Annotated in this window: 18 protein-coding genes; 11 read left to right on the top strand and 7 right to left on the bottom strand. The window is 55.4% G+C overall.

What is annotated here, in order from left to right; translation table 11 throughout:
• Window positions 1–4: 4 nt before the first annotated feature.
• The 8 genes from infC (at window position 5) to NAT21_RS07645 (ending at window position 6036) form a co-directional block, all read left to right on the top strand.
• Entirely contained in the window at window positions 5–544 is a 540-nt protein-coding gene (gene infC, locus NAT21_RS07680; protein WP_265895905.1) for a translation initiation factor IF-3, read from the top strand.
• A 78-nt stretch (window positions 545–622) separates the two neighbouring features.
• Complete coding sequence (gene rpmI / locus NAT21_RS07675) at window positions 623–817, top strand: 50S ribosomal protein L35 (protein WP_250936917.1); 195 nt, start codon at window positions 623–625, stop codon at window positions 815–817.
• Between the two features lie 32 nt (window positions 818–849).
• Window positions 850–1206: a 50S ribosomal protein L20 gene (gene rplT, locus NAT21_RS07670; protein ID WP_250936914.1), complete on the top strand. Its 357-nt coding sequence runs from the start codon at window positions 850–852 to the stop codon at window positions 1204–1206.
• A gap of 136 nt (window positions 1207–1342) precedes the next feature.
• Window positions 1343–2362 (top strand): phenylalanine--tRNA ligase subunit alpha, encoded by a 1020-nt coding sequence (pheS, locus tag NAT21_RS07665; RefSeq protein ID WP_250936911.1) that lies wholly within the window; start codon window positions 1343–1345, stop codon window positions 2360–2362.
• A 21-nt stretch (window positions 2363–2383) separates the two neighbouring features.
• A complete protein-coding gene (gene pheT / locus NAT21_RS07660) occupies window positions 2384–4765 on the top strand; it encodes a phenylalanine--tRNA ligase subunit beta (RefSeq protein ID WP_250936909.1) in 2382 nt (793 codons plus the stop codon).
• A gap of 20 nt (window positions 4766–4785) precedes the next feature.
• Window positions 4786–5097 (top strand): integration host factor subunit alpha, encoded by a 312-nt coding sequence (gene ihfA / locus NAT21_RS07655; protein ID WP_250936905.1) that lies wholly within the window; start codon window positions 4786–4788, stop codon window positions 5095–5097.
• Window positions 5098–5206: 109 nt separating this feature from the next.
• On the top strand, window positions 5207–5656 hold the full coding sequence (locus tag NAT21_RS07650) for a flavodoxin (protein ID WP_250936903.1): 450 nt from the start codon (window positions 5207–5209) through the stop codon (window positions 5654–5656).
• The gene (locus NAT21_RS07645) at window positions 5653–6036 is read left to right on the top strand and encodes a hypothetical protein (RefSeq protein ID WP_250936901.1); all 384 of its coding nucleotides are present in this window, start codon (window positions 5653–5655) and stop codon (window positions 6034–6036) included. Before NAT21_RS07650 ends, NAT21_RS07645 begins: the two co-directional genes overlap by 4 nt.
• A 107-nt stretch (window positions 6037–6143) precedes the next feature.
• On the opposite strand, the gene ppnN is transcribed toward NAT21_RS07645, so the two are convergent.
• Together ppnN and NAT21_RS07635 are read right to left on the bottom strand one after the other, a co-directional pair.
• Window positions 6144–7511: a nucleotide 5'-monophosphate nucleosidase PpnN gene (gene ppnN / locus NAT21_RS07640; RefSeq protein WP_250936898.1), complete on the bottom strand. Its 1368-nt coding sequence runs from the start codon at window positions 7509–7511 to the stop codon at window positions 6144–6146.
• Complete coding sequence (locus NAT21_RS07635) at window positions 7508–7813, bottom strand: YfcL family protein (protein ID WP_250936895.1); 306 nt, start codon at window positions 7811–7813, stop codon at window positions 7508–7510. Before NAT21_RS07635 ends, ppnN begins: the two co-directional genes overlap by 4 nt.
• A 185-nt stretch (window positions 7814–7998) precedes the next feature.
• Here NAT21_RS07635 and NAT21_RS07630 point away from each other — a divergent pair, with 185 nt between their 5' ends.
• The gene (locus NAT21_RS07630) at window positions 7999–8916 is read left to right on the top strand and encodes a LysR family transcriptional regulator (RefSeq protein WP_250936894.1); all 918 of its coding nucleotides are present in this window, start codon (window positions 7999–8001) and stop codon (window positions 8914–8916) included.
• Window positions 8917–8982: 66 nt separating this feature from the next.
• On the opposite strand, the gene gcvP is transcribed toward NAT21_RS07630, so the two are convergent.
• Window positions 8983–11862, bottom strand: coding sequence for an aminomethyl-transferring glycine dehydrogenase (gcvP, locus tag NAT21_RS07625; RefSeq protein WP_250936893.1), 2880 nt, complete (start codon window positions 11860–11862; stop codon window positions 8983–8985).
• Window positions 11863–11963: 101 nt separating this feature from the next.
• On the bottom strand, window positions 11964–12356 hold the full coding sequence (gcvH, locus tag NAT21_RS07620; protein WP_250936892.1) for a glycine cleavage system protein GcvH: 393 nt from the start codon (window positions 12354–12356) through the stop codon (window positions 11964–11966).
• 301 nt (window positions 12357–12657) lie between these two features.
• On the opposite strand from gcvH, the gene NAT21_RS07615 reads away from it, so the two are divergent.
• The gene (locus NAT21_RS07615) at window positions 12658–14019 is read left to right on the top strand and encodes an alanine/glycine:cation symporter family protein (protein ID WP_250936891.1); all 1362 of its coding nucleotides are present in this window, start codon (window positions 12658–12660) and stop codon (window positions 14017–14019) included.
• A gap of 57 nt (window positions 14020–14076) precedes the next feature.
• Complete coding sequence (gene gcvT / locus NAT21_RS07610) at window positions 14077–15186, top strand: glycine cleavage system aminomethyltransferase GcvT (protein ID WP_250936890.1); 1110 nt, start codon at window positions 14077–14079, stop codon at window positions 15184–15186.
• Window positions 15187–15216: 30 nt separating this feature from the next.
• Here the strand turns inward: gcvT and NAT21_RS07605 are convergent, their stop codons facing one another.
• From NAT21_RS07605 to NAT21_RS07595, 3 genes are read right to left on the bottom strand one after another with little or no spacing between them, the layout of a single operon-like run.
• The gene (locus NAT21_RS07605; protein WP_250936888.1) at window positions 15217–15831 is read right to left on the bottom strand and encodes an alpha-ketoglutarate-dependent dioxygenase AlkB family protein; all 615 of its coding nucleotides are present in this window, start codon (window positions 15829–15831) and stop codon (window positions 15217–15219) included.
• Window positions 15828–16349, bottom strand: coding sequence for a phosphatase PAP2 family protein (locus NAT21_RS07600; RefSeq protein WP_250936886.1), 522 nt, complete (start codon window positions 16347–16349; stop codon window positions 15828–15830). Before NAT21_RS07600 ends, NAT21_RS07605 begins: the two co-directional genes overlap by 4 nt.
• Window positions 16342–17553 carry a glycosyltransferase family 4 protein gene (locus tag NAT21_RS07595; RefSeq protein ID WP_250936884.1) on the bottom strand — a complete coding sequence of 404 codons (1212 nt, stop codon included), beginning with the start codon at window positions 17551–17553 and terminating at the stop codon, window positions 16342–16344. The genes NAT21_RS07600 and NAT21_RS07595 overlap by 8 nt, the downstream gene beginning before the upstream one ends.
• Between the last annotated feature and the right edge of the window lie 23 nt (window positions 17554–17576).

The raw sequence follows: 17576 nt of genomic DNA, 5'->3' as shown, positions 1-17576 counted from the left end.
AGCGATCAAGCGGAATAATCAACGTGGCCGCGCTCAAGAGAAGCGCCCACCCATTAACGACCGTATTCGTGCAGACGAAGTACGCCTTATCGACGCTGAAGGCGAGCAGAAAGGGGTTGTACCCTTTCCCGAGGCTCTGGCGATGGCTGAAGAGGCAGGCATGGATCTTGTTCAGATTTCCAATGCTGACCCTATCGTTTGCAAGATAATGGATTATGGGAAATTTCTTTTCGAGCAGAAAAAGCAGAAATCTGCCCAGAAGAAGAAACAGAAACAGATCCAGATCAAGGAAGTTAAATTCCGTCCTGGTACGGATGAAGGCGATTATCAGGTCAAGCTTCGCAACCTGATCCGCTTTCTTGAAGACGGTGACAAGGGTAAGGTTACCCTTCGTTTCCGCGGACGCGAGATGGCGCACCAGGAGATCGGGCGCAAGCTGATGGAGCGAATCGAGGGTGACCTTGAGGAGCTTGCAGTAGTTGAATCGCGTCCGAAAATGGAAGGTCGGCAGATGATCATGATGCTGGCCCCCAAGAAGAAGTGATCCAACGGCTCCCTAACTGGTGCGTCTAAATGGCGCACCGGCCCTGGATTTTCTTAATAAAATGATGGAGCATTTATTATGCCTAAAGTCAAGACAAATCGCGGCGCTGCCAAGCGATTAAAGAAGACTGCCAATGGCTTCAAGCACAAGCAGTCCTTTCGTAGCCACATCCTGACCAAGAAATCGACCAAGCGTAAGCGTCAGCTGCGCGGGATGAAGCAGGTCCATGATGCTGATCGTCAGCTGATTGCACGTATGCTACCCAACCTTTAATCGTCGACTATTGATTTTATCAGGAGAAAGCTATGCCCCGCGTTAAACGTGGTGTCGTCGCACGCCGTCGTCACAGCAAGATTCTTAAGCAGGCCAAGGGTTACTACGGAGCGCGCTCGCGTACCTTCCGTGTAGCCAAACAGGCAGTCATCAAGGCCGGTCAGTATGCATACCGTGACCGCCGCCAGCGGAAGCGTCAGTTCCGTGCCCTGTGGATTACCCGTATCAATGCAGCAGCACGCATTCACGGTCTGTCCTACAGCAAATTCGTTGCCGGCCTGAAGAAAAGCGGCATCGAAATTGACCGTAAGGTGCTGGCTGATCTGGCTGTTCATGAAAAAGCTGCATTTGGTGCTATCGTCGAGAAAGCCAAGGCTGCTCAGTCGTAAGACTACATGTCCCTGAACGGGATCTGTAATCGCATCGTAAGGGAAGAGCATGCCGCTCTTCCCTTATTTTTTGTCTATCCACTGATGCCCTCGGGTGTTGGAATGGATCAGAGTCATTTGTCAGTGGAGCTAACGGATGGATCATCTTTCTGCGTTGGTCATCGAAGCAGAGCGAGCAATCGATGATGCCGAAACAGCGCAAGTGCTTGATGAATTGCGCGTTCGCTATCTGGGCAAGAAGGGTGAGCTCACCGCTCAGTTGAAGGGCCTTGGCAAGCTGTCCCCGGAAGAGCGCCCAAAGGCAGGCGAGGCTATCAACCGAGCCAAGCAGTCGCTTGAACAAGCAATTGAACTGAAAAAAGATCAGCTGAACCAGGTGGCCATGTCTGCGCGACTTGCCTCTGAAACCGTTGATGTCACCCTGCCTGGCCGAAGTGTGCCTGCAGGCGGATTGCATCCGGTGACACGCACCCTTGAGCGAATCGAGCAGCTGTTTACCCACATTGGATATCATGTGGCGGAAGGTCCCGAGATCGAGGATGACTTCCATAATTTCGAAGCACTGAATATTCCCTCGCACCACCCGGCGCGGGCCATGCACGACACCTTCTATTTTGATGCCACGCGTCTACTGCGTACGCATACCTCGCCGGTGCAGGTCAGAACCATGAAGGCGCAGACACCTCCCGTTCGGCTTATTTGCCCCGGCCGCGTTTATCGATGCGATTCGGATCTGACGCATAGTCCGATGTTTCATCAGGTAGAGGGTCTGTTTGTTGATGAACATGTAAGCTTTGCCGATCTCAAGGGTACCGTTGAAGCTTTTCTGCGAGCCTTCTTTGAGCGTGATGATCTTGATGTTCGTTTTCGCCCCTCGTACTTTCCCTTCACCGAGCCCTCTGCCGAAGTGGATGTACAGTGTGTAATGTGCCTGGGCGATGGTTGTCGAGTTTGTTCACATACCGGTTGGCTTGAAATCATGGGCTGCGGCATGGTGCATCCGGAGGTGTTCCATCATGCAGGAATCGATGCTGACCGGTATTCCGGATTTGCCTTCGGGATGGGGGTAGAGCGGCTTGCCATGCTCAGGTATGGCGTTAACGACCTGCGTCTGTTTTTTGAAAACGATCTGCGTTTTTTGCGCCAGTTCCAGTAAGTGAAAGGCTAGCGAGGCCCTATGAAAGTTTCAGAGACATGGTTGCGCGAGTGGGTTTCACCAGCATTGGACACTCAGGCAATTGCAGATCAAATCACCATGGCCGGTCTGGAGGTCGATGGTATTGAGCCGGCCAGTGCTGATTTTTCAGGTGTTATTGTTGCGCGTATTGCTTCCATTGCGCCGCATCCCTATGCCGACAAGTTGAACGTCTGCCAGGTCGATACCGGCAGCGACAGCGTTCAGGTAGTGTGCGGAGCTTCCAATGTAGCAGAAGGGCTGTACGTTGCGTTTGCTCAGGTGGGCGCTGTACTGCCTGAAAACTTCAAGATCAAGAAGGCAAGGCTGCGCGGTGTTGAATCCTTCGGCATGATTTGTTCGGCTTCCGAGATTGGCCTTGAGGAAGGTACCTCGGCCGGAATTCTTGAGCTGCCGAAAGAGCTGACCGTGGGAGACGACCTTCGAGAGGCTCTGTCACTGGATGACCAGGTTATCGAGGTCGATCTCACGCCCAACCGGGGCGACTGTCTGAGTATTCAGGGTGTGGCCAGAGAGGTCGGTGTATTGAACCGGCTTGATGTCCGGACACCCGATTTTCAATCGGTAGCTCCGGTTATTGATGATGCGCGTGATGCGGTTATTCAATCGCCTGATCTGTGCCCGCATTATCTGGGACGAGTAGTGCGCGACGTAACAGTTTCTGCGCCGACGCCTGTCTGGATGAAGGAGCGTCTGCGCCGCAGTGGTGTACGTTCGATTGATATCGTAGTGGACATAACCAACTATGTACTGCTCGAGCTCGGTCACCCGATGCATGCATTTGATCTTGCTAGGGTAAATGGGGTTGTATCCATTCGCACTGCACGCTCCGGTGAGCGTCTGACACTGCTTAATCAGCAGGATGTTGCGCTTCGTGATGACACGCTGATCATCGCCGATGAATCCGGGCCGCTGGCCCTGGCAGGGGTCATGGGTGGAGAGGCATCGAGCGTTACCCGTCAGACAACTTCTCTTTTTCTGGAAGCTGCATTCTTCACGCCGCTGGCCATTGCCGGCAGGGCGCGTTCCTACGGCCTTCATACGGATGCTTCTCATCGATATGAGCGGGGGGTTGACCCTGAGCTGACCGTACAGGCCATGGAGCGAGCAACACAGCTTCTGGTTGATTATGCCGGGGCCAGACCCGGGCCGGTCACGGATGCCTCCGGCGGTCGTCATTACGGCAGAACCTCGCCCATAGCCCTGTCTTCACAGCGTGTTGAGCGGGCATTGGGTCTGGCGCTGCCTGATGAAGATATCCAGGACATTCTGACGCGACTGGGGATGGAAGCCAGGGCGGTCGGTGAAGGAGAGTGGTCTGTATCTGTACCCAGCTGGCGCTTTGATATCAGTATTGAAGCTGATCTGGTCGAAGAGCTTGCCCGTATCCATGGCTATAACCGCATGCCGGTTCGCTATCCTGACATGGCGCTGGCACCTGAAGTGCAGCATGAGCATCGTATTGGCCCATCGCTGATTTCGCGGTGTCTTGTCGACCAGGGGTATCAGGAAGCGATCACCTACAGCTTCGTGGCACCTGAGCTGCAGCAGCAGCTGTTGCCGGATGCCGAATCACCTGCGCTGCTGAATCCGATTTCAACGGATATGGCTGTCATGCGGGCCGGGCTCTGGCCCGGTCTTTTAAAGACACTGAAGCACAACCTCAACCGGCAGCAGGATCGTGTTCAGGTCTTCGAGATCGGTCAGGTCTTCAACGGGGGGCTTGATAACCTGTCCCAGACCAGCCGGATTGGTGGGCTTGTTTACGGTAATCGTTATCCGGAAGACTGGCACGGTCGTCAGGGGCGCCTCGATTTCTTTGATATCAAGGCGCATGTGGAGGGGTTGATGGCCCTGGGCGGCAGTGCTCGCCAATGGCGGTTTGTTCCTCAGTCTCACCCGGCGCTTCATCCCGGGCAATCTGCCTGTATTTATGATGATGAGGCGGCAATTGGCTGGGTGGGAGCACTTCATCCCTCCATCCTCTCTGATCATGGCATCAAGGGAGATGTGCTTGTCTTCGAGCTGGCTCTTGATGCCGTGGAGCAGCGCACCGTTCCACGTTTCAAGCCCTTGTCCCGTTATCCGGAAGTACGTCGTGATCTTGCTGTGGTCGTTCCGGAGACGCTGCCTCTTGGTGATGTTGAAAACGTTATCCGCAGTCAGGCGGGAGAGTGGCTGGTTGACTGGCGTCTATTCGACGTTTATCAGGGCAAGGGGGTTGATGAAGGCTACAAGAGCCTGGCGGCAGGCTTGACCTGGCAGCATCCATCGCGCACCCTCAATGATGAAGAAGTCAGTGAATGGGTGGCTCGAATTGTTGATGAGCTTGGACAGCGATTCGGCGCTACTCTTAGAGGGTAATTACAACGGAGAAACAGGGCATGAGTGCACTGACCAAAGCGGAACTGGCTGAGCATCTGCATACCGAGCTTGGGTTGTCCAAGCGTGATGCCAAGGATATGGTCGAAACCTTTTTCGATGAGATTCGCGGATGTTTGCGTGAGAATGAACAGGTCAAGCTGTCAGGCTTTGGTAACTTTGATCTTCGCGACAAGCGTGAGCGTCCTGGACGCAACCCCAAGACCGGTGAGGAAATTCCCATTTCCGCACGCCGGGTAGTTACCTTTCGCCCTGGTCAGAAGCTCAAAAGCCGTGTGGAAACCTACAGTAATGCCAAGGCTCGTGAGGCCTGAGCGGGCGAATGTTTGTCTGTTCGAAGACTGTAATGAAAGGGCGCCTGCAAGGGCGCCCTTTTGATACCAGTAGTATGTAAATGCTGACCTACCTTATTCGGAGTTTATCGTGTCTACCCTGAATATATTTGTGGCCACTGTATATGGTGGTGCGTTGGATGTGGCTGAGCAGGTACAGCCGCTGTTTGAACAGGCCGGCTATACCGTGACGATTCATGAAGATCCGCCCATGGAGTCAATTACTACCGCGCGTGCCGATCTTTCCCTGTTCTGCATTTCCACGACCGGCAGTGGCGATGTTCCGGGCAACCTGCTTCCCTTTGTTGAGTCCATTCGTGATCAGCATCCCGATCTGTCGGGCCTTCGCTATGGACTTGTGGCATTGGGGGACAGTTCCTACGCAGAAACGTTCTGTGGTGCCGGCCGATCACTGGATGCTCTGCTCAGTGAATGTGGGGCGCGTCGTATCGGGGACCGGCTTGAAATCGATGCCATGGAAACCTTCATGGCTGACGACGCTGCCATGCCATGGGTCGAACAGTGGATCGATAGCCTGTGATCAGTGAGCCCATGAGTGCCGGTCGGCTCTCTTCATTGTGGGCCCTGGTGGGTACCATGCTGGCCTCGCTGCCATGGTTCTGGTGGCAGCATGATGTGACGCGCTGTCTTTTATTGGGCCTTGGTATCTTCGCCGTGGCAGCGCTGGCTGTTTTCCAGCAGCGCGTACGTTTTGACGGTGAGGGGCGGCAGGTAGCAAGAGGGGTGATTCAGTGGCTGATGTGGTGGCTTTTGGCAGCACTGATGCTGGGTATTCTAGCTTGGTTTAACGTGGGTAATACCGCGCAGGTGAGTGGAGGAGCATTGTTCTGGTCCACGCTCTCAAGGGCTGCAGTGGTAGCGTTACTGATTCACGTACTCAGGCAGTGGCGACAGCGGTAAGCTGCCTGACCTTTCAGCAGTAGCCCTGACCGAAAAGCGCGGCCTGGCCGCGCTTTTCTTTTTTTCAATCCGGTGCCTTCAGCACCCTTTGCCGCACTGATGCATGGTCATTCAAGCGTGTAGCAGGGCACATATTCGGCTGCTCCAGGTAGTTTCATGCGCCCCTGAGCGACAAACGAGGTGAGCAACTCGTCAAGGCGTTTCATCATCTCGGGCTCTGCATTGAGCTTGAAGGGGCCCTTTTCTTCAATGGCACGAATGCCGTTTTCCTTCACATTGCCGGCGACAATCCCGGAAAAGGCGCGACGGAGATTGGCGGCCAACGCGTGAACTTCCTGATCCTTGTGCAGGGGCAGTGATGCCATGGCATCATGGGTGGGCTCGAACGGCTGCTGAAAATCATCGGCAATCTTCAGGCGCCAGTTGAAGTAGAAGGCGTCCTGATGCTCGCGACGAAAGCTCGCCACATCGTCCACTCCCTGGCGCATGAAGCGAGCTACTTCCACGGCATCATCAACGATAATGCGGTAGAGATTGCGTGCCTTCTCACCCAGGGTGTACTGGATGAAGGCATCGATCTTTCGGAAGTATTCGGCGCTTTCCTTCGGGCCGGTAAATACGACCGGGAAGGGCATGCCTTCATTTTCAGGGTTCAGCAGGATACCCAGCAGGTACAGGATTTCTTCTGCGGTACCGACGCCTCCCGGGAACACGATAATGCCATGGCCCATGCGAACAAAGGCTTCAAGCCGTTTTTCGATGTCCGGCATGATGATCAGCTGATTCACGATCGGGTTGGGTGACTCGGCGGCAATGATGCCTGGCTCGGATATGCCAAGGTAACGGCCATGGTGTCGACGCTGTTTGGCATGCGCTACATTGGCTCCCTTCATGGGGCCTTTCATGGCACCTGGGCCACAGCCGGTACAGATATCCAGGTCTCTCAGGCCAAGGTGATACCCCACGGATTTGGTGTAGTCATATTCTACCCGGTTTATCGAATGGCCTCCCCAGCAGACTACCAGGCTTGGGTCATTCGATGAGGCCAGTACGCCGGCATTGCGTAGAATATGAAACACCGCATTGGTGATTCCTTCGGAAGAAGTCAGGTCAAACCGGGACTGGTTCTGAATCTCATTGCTGACATAGACAATATCGCGCAGCACGGATGACAGTAGCTCACGAATCCCACGAATCATCTTGCCGTCAACAAATGCATGGGCCGGGGCATTGGTGATCCGAAGCCGCACGCCTCGGTCCTGCTGCAGTACTTCTATATCAAAATCGTGATAGGTCTCAAGAACGCTGCGGCTGTCATCGGTCAGCGCACCATAGTTGAGGATGGCCAGAGCACAGCGTCTTAAAATGTCGTGAATGCCACTGGCGGAGGTGTCCCTCAGTCGATTGACTTCCTGCTGTGACAGGACTTCCAGACTGCCTTCCGGTGAAATAATGGTCGAAACCGTATCTGTCATGGTGCTGTGTTTCCTTGCTGTGCCGCATTGTGGCAGGCGTTCTGCCAGAGTTCGGTAATGCGCTGGCGATCGGTATCGCCCATGTGATCCTGATCAAAGGCAGTCAGTAGCCAGTGTTCGAAGGTTTCATCAAAATCGTCGGCCGTGACATCGTCGGCGTTGTAATCGGCCATTTCCTGTACGAGTTCTGTTTGCGGGATCAAGTAGCCCAGTGCAAAAAGGTCGTCCTCGGCTGCCTGGCTTTCCATATGCAGTAGTTGTTGCTTGATGGCGTCGCCGCGTGCGAGAAAAAGATCCTGCATATCTGCCTCTGTCTGGTTGAATGGTGTCAGTAGCCACTACGTGGGATGCTACCATGCCGAACGTGACTTCTCAGCGCTGCGCGCAGGTTGCGTCTCTGGTAATATGCCGGAGTATGACCGCAGGTCAGACAGTAGACCGTTGATGATAGATACCCCCCCTGGATGATCGAGCCGGCAGATCCCTGATGTTCAATGCCCAGTATTTTCGTACCTTTATTACGCTTGTCGAAACCGGCAGTTTTACACAGACTGCGGGTAAGCTCGGCATGACGCAACCTGGTGTCAGTCAGCACATCAGAAAGCTTGAAACCTATCTGGACAGGACACTCCTGCGCCGACACGGGCGCCGATTTACCCTGACCGATGCCGGCCGGAGAGCCTATGACTATGCAGTCAAGCTCTTTGCTGAACATGAGCATTTCAAGCATTCACTGGACGATGAGTCGTCTCATGCAGGTGAGTGCCGTATTGCCAGTCCTTCCAGCATAGGCCTGATTTTTTATCCCTTTGTACTGGGATACCAGCAGGTCTACTCCGGATTGACCATCAATTATAATTTTGCCTTTAATCAGGAGATTGTCCAGGACGTCCTGGCGGGCCGCTATGATCTTGGACTGGTCTCTGATCAGGTCAAGCATTCCGAGCTGACCTTTACCCTCTGGCATCATGAGCCCCTGTGTCTGGTTGTACCGGCCGATTTTCGTGGTAATGGACTGACCGAGCTGATGGCACTGGGTTTTATCAATTACTTCGATGGCATCAATAATGCCACGCAACTGCTGCGTGAGAATTTCGCGGATGAGTTTCGCTCCATGAGCCATGTACCGCTAAAGGGGTATACCAACGATGTGGGTGTGGTGCTGGATGCTGTAGCACGCGGGCTGGGGTTTACTGTCGTTGCCCGCTCGGTACTTGAAACATCTCCGTGGCAGCGACAGGTGCTGGAGGTACCTCTGGCCACGCCAGCGTATGAAGCCTTTTATCTGGTTACTCGTACCGGCACCGAGCTGGCTCGCCGTTATGATCAATTGCTGACGGACTTTCGCGAGCAGCGCCACGCCACGTTATATGGCTATAGCGAACAGCCTCCTGCGGCCAGATAAGCATGAGTTTGAGGTACTGATGAAAAGCCCACCTGCTGGTGGGCTTTCTGCTTTTGGATTTCGGTGTCAATCGTTGCGGTAATGATCGATGGAGGGGCACGAGCAAATCAGATTGCGATCGCCGAAAACATTGTCGACCCGGTTGACCGAAGGCCAGAACTTGTTGGCCGTATCCCCGGCAGGAAACAGTGCCAGGTCCAGACCGTAAGGCCTGTCTGTCTGCGCCAGCATGTCGCGGTGAGTGTGCGGGGCGTTGACCAGTGGGTTATTGTCGGCCGGCCAGTCGCCATCCTCGATGCGTTGTATTTCGTGGCGAATCGAGATCATGGCATTGCAGAACCTGTCCAGTTCCCTCAGGGACTCCGATTCGGTCGGCTCAATCATCAATGTTCCGCCGACAGGGAATGACATGGTCGGGGCATGGAAGCCGTAGTCCATCAGCCGCTTGGCAATATCCTCTTCGGTAATGCCGGTGGCCTGTTTGAGGGGCCGCACATCCAGAATGCATTCGTGTGCCACCTGTCCCTTGTGTCCCCGATAAAGAACCGAGTAATGGGGGGCCAGTTGGTGCGCGATATAGTTGGCGTTGACAATGGCCAGCCTGCTGGCCTGAGTCAGGCCACTGGCGCCCATCATCCGGATGTAAGCCCAGGAGATCGGCAGAATGGATGCGCTGCCAAACGCGGCGGCTGAAACGGCCATGCTGCCTGGCTTGCCGCTGTCATGTACATGATCGGGCAGATACGGTGCCAGATGTGCCTTGACGCCGATAGGGCCCATGCCCGGGCCTCCACCGCCATGCGGTATGCAAAATGTCTTGTGCAGGTTCAGGTGAGAGACATCACCGCCATAATCGCCTGGTCGGGCCAGCCCTACCTGTGCGTTCATGTTGGCCCCGTCGATATATACCTGTCCGCCGTAGCGATGAACAATGTCGCAGGCCTGCTGCACGTTTTGTTCAAAGACACCGTGCGTGGAGGGGTAGGTCAGCATGATAGCGGACAGATTGGCCTGATGCTTGTCTGCCTTGCTTTCCAGATCCGCGATATCGATGTTTCCTTCGCGATCGCAGTTCACTACCACAACATCCATGTCGACCATGGTCGCCGAGGCAGGATTGGTGCCATGTGCCGAGGAAGGGATCAGGCAGATACGGCGATGGCCTTCCCCTTGTGCGGCCTGATAGCGGCGTATGGCAATCAGCCCTGCATATTCCCCTTGAGCGCCCGAGTTGGGCTGCATGGAGATTCTGTCATAGCCGGTAATGGCCGTCAGAAATCCCGATAGTTCCTCGATCAGCTGTTGATAGCCTGCGGTCTGATCACGAGGAGCAAAGGGATGGATATCGGCAAATTCGGGCCAGCTGATCGGCGCCATTTCTGCTGCGGCATTGAGCTTCATGGTGCATGACCCCAGTGGGATCATGGCATGTACCAGAGACAGGTCCCGGTTTTCCAGGCGCTTCATGTAACGCATCAGCTCGGTTTCGCTGTGGTAGCGAGTAAATACCGGATGAGTGAGGTAGTCCGACTTGCGCATGAGATCGCCGGGAAGTCCGGTCAGCGCCTGATTAATCACCTCTTGGTCCAGTGCGCTCAGGTCGGGTGCCGAGTCTGCAGTAATGATTCCAAGCAGGTCGGTGACGTGTTCGCGGGTGGTGGTCTCATTCAGACTGATGCTTACGCCACCATCGTCGCGGTAGTAGAGGTTAATACCCTGTTTTAGCGCACGTGAGCGAAGCTCACTGACCGCGAGACCATCAAGGGTCAGCGTGTCAAAGTAGCGTGAATGCCGCACCGTGATTCCGGCGTCCTGAAGTCCCTTGAATAGCAGGGTGGTCAGTCGATGAATCCGGCTGGCGATGGTGTGAATGCCTTTGGCGCCATGATGCACTGCATAAAATCCGGCCATGTTGGCCAGCAGGGCCTGGGCGGTACAGATATTGGACGTCGCCTTCTCACGGCGTATGTGCTGCTCCCGAGTCTGCATGGCCATGCGCAGGGCCAGTTGACCCCGGGTATCGCGTGAGACACCGATAACCCGTCCGGGCATCATGCGTTTCAGGGCATCACTGACGGCAAAGAAGGCGGCATGGGGACCACCAAAGCCCATGGGAACACCAAAACGCTGACTGTTGCCCAGTGCAATATCGGCCTGCCAGGTGCCGGGTGCTTCCAGTACCGCCAGACTCATGAGGTCGCAGGCGACTGCAATCATGGCCTTTTGGTCGTGTGCAGCACTGATCAGCGACGGCAGATCATGAATATAACCACTTTCACCGCTGTACTGGATCAGCGCGCCGAATACGTCATGTTCGCAGAGTGATGCTGCCGGGCCGGTAATAATCTCTATGCCCAGATAATGGGCACGTGTCGCAATAACGTCTTGTGTCTGGGCAAGCACGTCATCGGCAACGAAAAAGGCATTGCTGGTGTGCTTGCGGTTGGCACGGCGGCACAGGGTCATTGCTTCGGCCGCGGCCGTGGCCTCATCCAGTAGTGATGCATTGGCAATGGGCATGGCGGTCATGTCCATGACCATCTGCTGGAAGTTCAGAAGGGCTTCCAGCCGGCCCTGGGAAATTTCCGGTTGATAGGGCGTATATGCCGTATACCAGCCTGGATTTTCGAGCAGGTTCCTTGTGATCACTGATGGCGTGTAGGTGGGGTAGTATCCCTGACCCAGATGGCAGCGAAATACCTGGTTGCGCTCCGCGATCGTCTGCAGTTCGCTCAGTGCCTGAGCTTCACTGCAGGGGGGAGCAAGCTGTAGCGGCTCGCTTATGCGAATGGGGTCAGGCAGGGTATTGGCCAGTAGTTGCTCAACGCTTTCGAGCCCCATGGCCTCCAGCATGGAGGGCAACGTTTCATCGTCAGGACCATTGTGGCGAGCCGGGAAGGCATCAGAATGATCAAGAGCGTGAAGCGGGCGAGAATCAAAGGTCATGCACAAGCCCCTTGCATCATCAGAAGTGTAGTTGGGAGGTGAGGCAGGTCTAACATGCTGTGCTGGCGCCCCGGCGAGGCCGGGGGCCTGAAGGCGACGTATCAGCCTTCCTGTTCCAGCAACTGGGCGTAGGCTGTCGCTGACAGCAGGTCTGACAGTTCTTCCTGATCGCTCAGTTTGACCTTGATGAGCCAGGCATCTTCATAAGGGCTTTCATTCACGCTTTCAGGCGCATCTTCAAGGCTCTCGTTGACGGCAATGACATCACCGGTCAGGGGGGCGTAAAGGTCTGACGCTGCCTTGACCGACTCGATGACACCGAACTCCTCGCCTGCTTCAATTGCCTGACCAACTTCCGGCAATTCGACGAACACAACATCACCCAGCGCGGACTGGGCGTGATCGGTGATGCCAAGCGTAATCGTGCCATCGCCGTTGTCGAGCACCCATTCGTGACTGTCACTGTAAAGAAGGTTCTCGGGAATCTGGCTCATCGTTATTTTCCTGTTGAAAACATGGGGCGTTAATGGCGTTCGTCGAGGGAGGTGCTGTGCCACGTGATGACGTGTTGCACCGGTATACTCGACGAAACCCTAGAGTGGCGTCAAAAGGGTCGCACGTCCAGCCCCTGTGGGGCTGTGAATGAGACCCTCTTGAAGAACCATGACCCTGGAGTACACTCTCAGCCATGCTGTATTGCTGACAAGGACGGTGCAGGGGGTGATGCACCAGAAGAAGCAAACGCTACGACTGTCATGTTGCAGATAAGGCACGTAATAACAAGGGAGATAAAATGTGGAACAAGTGACAGCGATGGTACAGTCAATCAACGGTGTGGTCTGGGGCCCGGTCATGTTGATTCTGCTGCTGGGGGTGGGGCTGTTCCTGCAGGCCGGATTGCGCCTGATGCCGGTGCTTCGTCTGGGAACCGGATTTTCGATGCTCTGGCAGGGGCGTCAGGCCGGCAGTGGCGACAAGGGGGAAATTTCGCCGTTCAATGCCTTGATGACGTCACTTTCCGCCACGATTGGTACCGGCAATATTGCCGGGGTGGCTACGGCGATTACCCTGGGTGGGCCCGGTGCCGTATTCTGGATGTGGGTGACTGCGCTGGTGGGGATGGCCACCAAATACAGTGAAGCGGTATGTGCCGTACGTTTTCGTGAAACCGATGAAGCGGGTAACCACGTGGGTGGCCCGATGTATTACATCAAGAATGGGCTTGGCAGGAACTGGGCCTGGCTGGGAGTATTGTTTGCCCTGTTTGGTACGGTGGCATCCTTTGGTATTGGCAATACCGTGCAGGCCAACTCCGTAGCGGATGCGCTTTTCACGTCATTCAACATCCCGGCCTGGCTTACGGGCATTGTCATCATGGTGCTGGCGGGCAGTGTCATTCTGGGTGGTATCAAGCGTATTTCTGCTGTTGCCGGCAAGCTGGTGCCACTGATGGCGGTGGCGTACTTTCTGGCGGGCATCGTGATACTGGTCATCAATGCCGATGAAATCATTCCGGCGCTGGGGCTGATCATCGAGCATGCCTTCACACCGGCTTCTGCCACTGGTGGCTTTGCCGGGGCGGCCGTGGCATCTGCCATTCGATTTGGTGTCGCACGGGGGGTTTTCTCGAACGAGGCGGGTCTGGGGAGTGCTCCGATCGCCCACGCCGCTGCGCAAACCAGTGATCCGGTACGCCAGGGGCTGGTGGCCATGCTCGGTACCTTTATTGATACGCTGGTGATCTGCACGATTACGGCGCTGGCCATCATTACTTCCGGACAATGGCTGAGTGGCGAAAGCGGGGCGGCCCTGACCTCCATGGCATTTCGCCATACCCTGCCTGGCCCTGGGGACTATATTGTGGCCATTGCCTTGGCCATCTTTGCCTTCACGACCATTCTTGGCTGGTCCTATTACGGTGAGCGATGCTTTCAGTTCCTGTTTGGTGCCAGGTTCTGCATGGTGTATCGCGTGTTGTTCGTGCTGGCGATTCCTGTTGGTGCCATGGCGCATCTGGACTTTATCTGGCTGCTGGCGGATACCTTCAATGCATTGATGGCAATCCCCAATCTGATCGCGTTGTTGATGCTGTCTCCCGTTGTCTTTTCACTGACCAGAGAATGGTTCGCGCGCGAAGCAGCACATACACCCTCATAACGTTACCCTGCAGGCCCGTGATTCACGGGCCTGCTCTTCTTCATGGCAGGAGCTTTCATGACAACACCACATCGTACACCCCTGTATCCTCTACACGAGGCGCTGGGGGCCAGGTTCGTTCCATTTGCTGGATATGATATGCCTGTTCACTACCCTGCGGGCGTCAAGCAGGAGCATGAGCATACTCGCCGTGCCTGTAGTCTGTTTGATGTATCGCATATGGGGCAGATACTGCTTTACGGTGATGAAGCCGCACAGGCACTGGAAACACTGGTGTGTGCCGACCTTGTTGATCTGGCGCAGGGCAGGCAGCGCTATGCCCTGTTCACCACCAGCACCGGGGGTGTTTATGATGACCTCATGGTCGCCAATCAGGGTGATTGTCTTTATCTGGTCGTCAATGCGTCCCGAAAGGACAATGACATGGCGCTATTGCGTACCGGATTATCGGGGGATGTGCGCATTGACATGCAGGAGCGGGCGTTACTGGCGCTTCAGGGCCCGCAAGCGGTAGATGTGCTGGCGGATTTCAATCCGGCTGTCAGAGACATGACATTCATGGATCACCAGCGAATGACGTTTTCGGATATTCCGGTTTGGGTCAGTCGGGCTGGTTATACCGGCGAGGATGGGTTCGAGATCTCCGTATCGAGTGAGCAGGCCGTTGAGCTTGCTCAACGGCTGCTGGCATATGAACAGGTTGCGCCAGCAGGCCTTGGAGCGCGGGACTCACTGAGGCTTGAAGCAGGGCTATGTCTGTATGGGCATGACCTGACAGAGCACACCACACCCATCGAAGCGGCTCTGCCCTGGGCCATTGGCAAGGCACGGCGGCAGGGCGGCGAACGTGAGGGCGGGTTCCCGGGTGGCGATGTGATATTGACGCAACTGGCCAACAGGGATCATCTCCAGCAGCGTGTAGGACTAATTGCAGAAGGCCGTGCCCCGGTACGAGAGGGCGCAGAGCTCTACAGCGAACAGGATTCTCGTCTGGGAGAAGTATGTTCCGGTGGTTTTGGACCGACCATTGGAAAGCCCATCGCCATGGCCTATCTGCCGGTTGATTTTTGCCAGCCGGGAACTCGGGTATGGGCGGAGGTGAGAGGCAAGCGCCATGCCATGACCGTAACGACTACTCCATTTGTGACACCGGGTTATGCGCGCTGATTTATACCGTTATCTTGCTCGTTAAAAAATTTATCGAAAGACGTGGCGAAACGTAAGGTTGATACGGGGGGATTGATGACGCTGGCGTGGAGGCAGTGAATGTTGCCAGTCTGTCTGCACGCCGGGGCCCATCAACAGGACGCTGCCGTGCTCCAGTGGGATATTGAACGAGGGTGTCAGTGTCCTGCAGACAGGATCAGCACGTCTGAGCCGAAAGTCCCGCGTGGCTCCCAGGCTCAGGGAGGCAATAACAGGCTTTTTACCCAGTTCAGGTTCATTGTCACTGTGCCAGCCCATTCGGTGCTGGCCATTTTCGTAGTGATTCAACAATACGCTATTGAACGCTGGAGCATCGGGCAATAGCTGACGAGCAAGCTGGATCATCCCGTCTCGCAGGGACGCCACCGTGGGATGCCAGGCAACCGGTATGAACTGCTGATTGGAATAGCGGTAGGCCGCATCTGGATCACCCATCCAGATCTGTTGTCGTGGGATGGGGTGCCGTTTGCCAAACAGGGTGATATCGGGCTGTTCCCACATGGGCAGTGCCAGAAGCTCCTCGAATACCTGCCAGGCGCGGGTGCCATCCAGTGCATCAGGCAGGTACCAGAGGGGCCAGTCTTCCAGCACCCGATGTGATGTCACGACAGGGAAATAAGAATGATACTGAGCTCGGCCAGCAGGAACCCGATGAGGGCACCGGCGGCGACATCCGTCAGGTAATGCAGCCCGAGAATGACGCGAGAAAGAATAACCAGAGCAGCAAAGGGGAGTACCGCCCACAACAGTTCAGGAACAAACGTTGCTGTCAGTGTCGTGAACATGACGGCGTGAAGCGTATGGCCACTTGGAAAGCTGTAGCGATCCAGCGGGGGCATCGTGCAGGGGATTTCAAAGGAAATATAAGGCCTTTCTCGACAGAGCCGGTTTTTCAATAACCGGTACAAAAGCCCGCCCACGGCTGCTGTCAGTCCAAATTCCACTGCCAGAAGCCAACCGTGCATGCCCTTGAACAGGGGGATTGAAAAGCACAGCAACACCCAAGCAGGCCAGTCTCCCAATCGGCTGGCAATTCTTAAAATCCAGAGGACAGGGCGGTAGGCCCCCAGTCGAGACAGCCTGTGGCATGCACGCCATTCCAGCATATCCAGACGCTTAAACATTAGAGAGCTGCGCTCTTGCATCACTCACCTCCTGTGCCTGATGCAAATACTTGATAAATTGGTCACAAATGGATGACCACGTCAGTGATAACACGCGCTCGCGCGCTGCTTCTCCCATTTGGCGAACATGCTCCGTGTCCTCAACCAATGAAAGCGTAGCGTCAATAAATCCCTGATCGTCAGTGTAGTCGACCAGTTGTCCTTCCTGCCCGTGCTCAATCAACTCACCTGCCGCCGCGTAATTGAAGGCAATGCAGGCCAGACCGCTGGCCATTGCTTCTGTAACCACATTGCCAAAGGTTTCCGAACGCGAAGGGAAGATGAAAATGTCGGCGCTGGCATAATAGGCCGCCAGCTCATCACCCTCCCTGAACCCGGCAAAAATGGCCCAGGGCAGACGGGTTTCCAGTTCCCTTTTCATGGGGCCATCGCCGACAAACACCGCCCGGACATCCGGATACCGCTCATGCACCTGCTCCAGTGCCTGGATCATCAGGGGCATGTTCTTTTCGGCAGCGAGCCTGCCGACGTACAAAAATACCAGAGTATTATCCTTCGCCTTCCAGTCCTGCCTGAGTGAGGCACGACGATGTGAGGGTGAAAACCGCTCATTGTCCAGTCCGCGTCCCATGACTTCAACATTGTTGTAGCCGTAGTTTGTCAGGGCATCCGCCTGGAAGCGGGTGGGTACCAGCGTCACCGCGGACCGATTATGAAAGCGGCGTAAAAAGGGCCGAACGAAGGGGCGCAGTACCTTCAGCATGATGTAATGCTGACTGTATTGATCAAAATTGGTATGAAACCCGCTGACAACGGGAAGGCCAAGGCGCCTCGCTGTATTGAGGGCACTTAGGCCCAGCGGCCCCTCAGTGGCGATATAGACAACATCCGGGCGATGAGCCTTCCAGAACCGAGACAGCCGATGCGAACAGGGTCTTCCCATGCGAACCCCTTCATAGTCAGGGATCGGAATGGAGCGGACCTGAAGCTCGTGAGTGACATCCGGGTCGGTTGAGCCATCAAGAGGAACCGGGCGAATCAGCTGCAGCTCGAAGCCACGCGAGACCAGCTTACCAGCGAGCTGATGAAGCGTATGGGCCACGCCATTGATTTCGGGTGCCCAGGTTTCACTGACAAAGGCAATGCTGGTCATGGGGGGTTCCTGACCGGATGGCGTTTGCTGAAGAGTATGTTCAGTCGTCATGACAGCATCGCGTAAAAGAAATG

This window comes from Larsenimonas rhizosphaerae (assembly GCF_023700005.1).
Taxonomy (GTDB): domain Bacteria; phylum Pseudomonadota; class Gammaproteobacteria; order Pseudomonadales; family Halomonadaceae; genus Larsenimonas; species Larsenimonas rhizosphaerae.
The sequence above is the reverse complement of the archived record's forward strand: the minus strand, read 5'-3'. Positions and strand labels throughout refer to the sequence as shown.

Bases quoted from the DNA above. Each gene is read 5' to 3' on its own strand.
- rpmI (WP_250936917.1), top strand. From the start codon at position 623: ATGCCTAAAGTCAAGACAAATCGCGGCGCTGCCAAGCGATTAAAGAAG.
- rplT (WP_250936914.1), top strand. From the start codon at position 850: ATGCCCCGCGTTAAACGTGGTGTCGTCGCACGCCGTCGTCACAGCAAG.
- pheS (WP_250936911.1), top strand. From the start codon at position 1,343: ATGGATCATCTTTCTGCGTTGGTCATCGAAGCAGAGCGAGCAATCGAT.
- pheT (WP_250936909.1), top strand. From the start codon at position 2,384: ATGAAAGTTTCAGAGACATGGTTGCGCGAGTGGGTTTCACCAGCATTG.
- ihfA (WP_250936905.1), top strand. From the start codon at position 4,786: ATGAGTGCACTGACCAAAGCGGAACTGGCTGAGCATCTGCATACCGAG.
- ppnN (WP_250936898.1), bottom strand. From the start codon at position 7,511: ATGACAGATACGGTTTCGACCATTATTTCACCGGAAGGCAGTCTGGAA.
- NAT21_RS07635 (WP_250936895.1), bottom strand. From the start codon at position 7,813: ATGCAGGATCTTTTTCTCGCACGCGGCGACGCCATCAAGCAACAACTA.
- NAT21_RS07630 (WP_250936894.1), top strand. From the start codon at position 7,999: ATGTTCAATGCCCAGTATTTTCGTACCTTTATTACGCTTGTCGAAACC.
- gcvP (WP_250936893.1), bottom strand. From the start codon at position 11,862: ATGACCTTTGATTCTCGCCCGCTTCACGCTCTTGATCATTCTGATGCC.
- gcvH (WP_250936892.1), bottom strand. From the start codon at position 12,356: ATGAGCCAGATTCCCGAGAACCTTCTTTACAGTGACAGTCACGAATGG.
- gcvT (WP_250936890.1), top strand. From the start codon at position 14,077: ATGACAACACCACATCGTACACCCCTGTATCCTCTACACGAGGCGCTG.
- NAT21_RS07600 (WP_250936886.1), bottom strand. From the start codon at position 16,349: ATGTTTAAGCGTCTGGATATGCTGGAATGGCGTGCATGCCACAGGCTG.
- NAT21_RS07595 (WP_250936884.1), bottom strand. From the start codon at position 17,553: ATGACGACTGAACATACTCTTCAGCAAACGCCATCCGGTCAGGAACCC.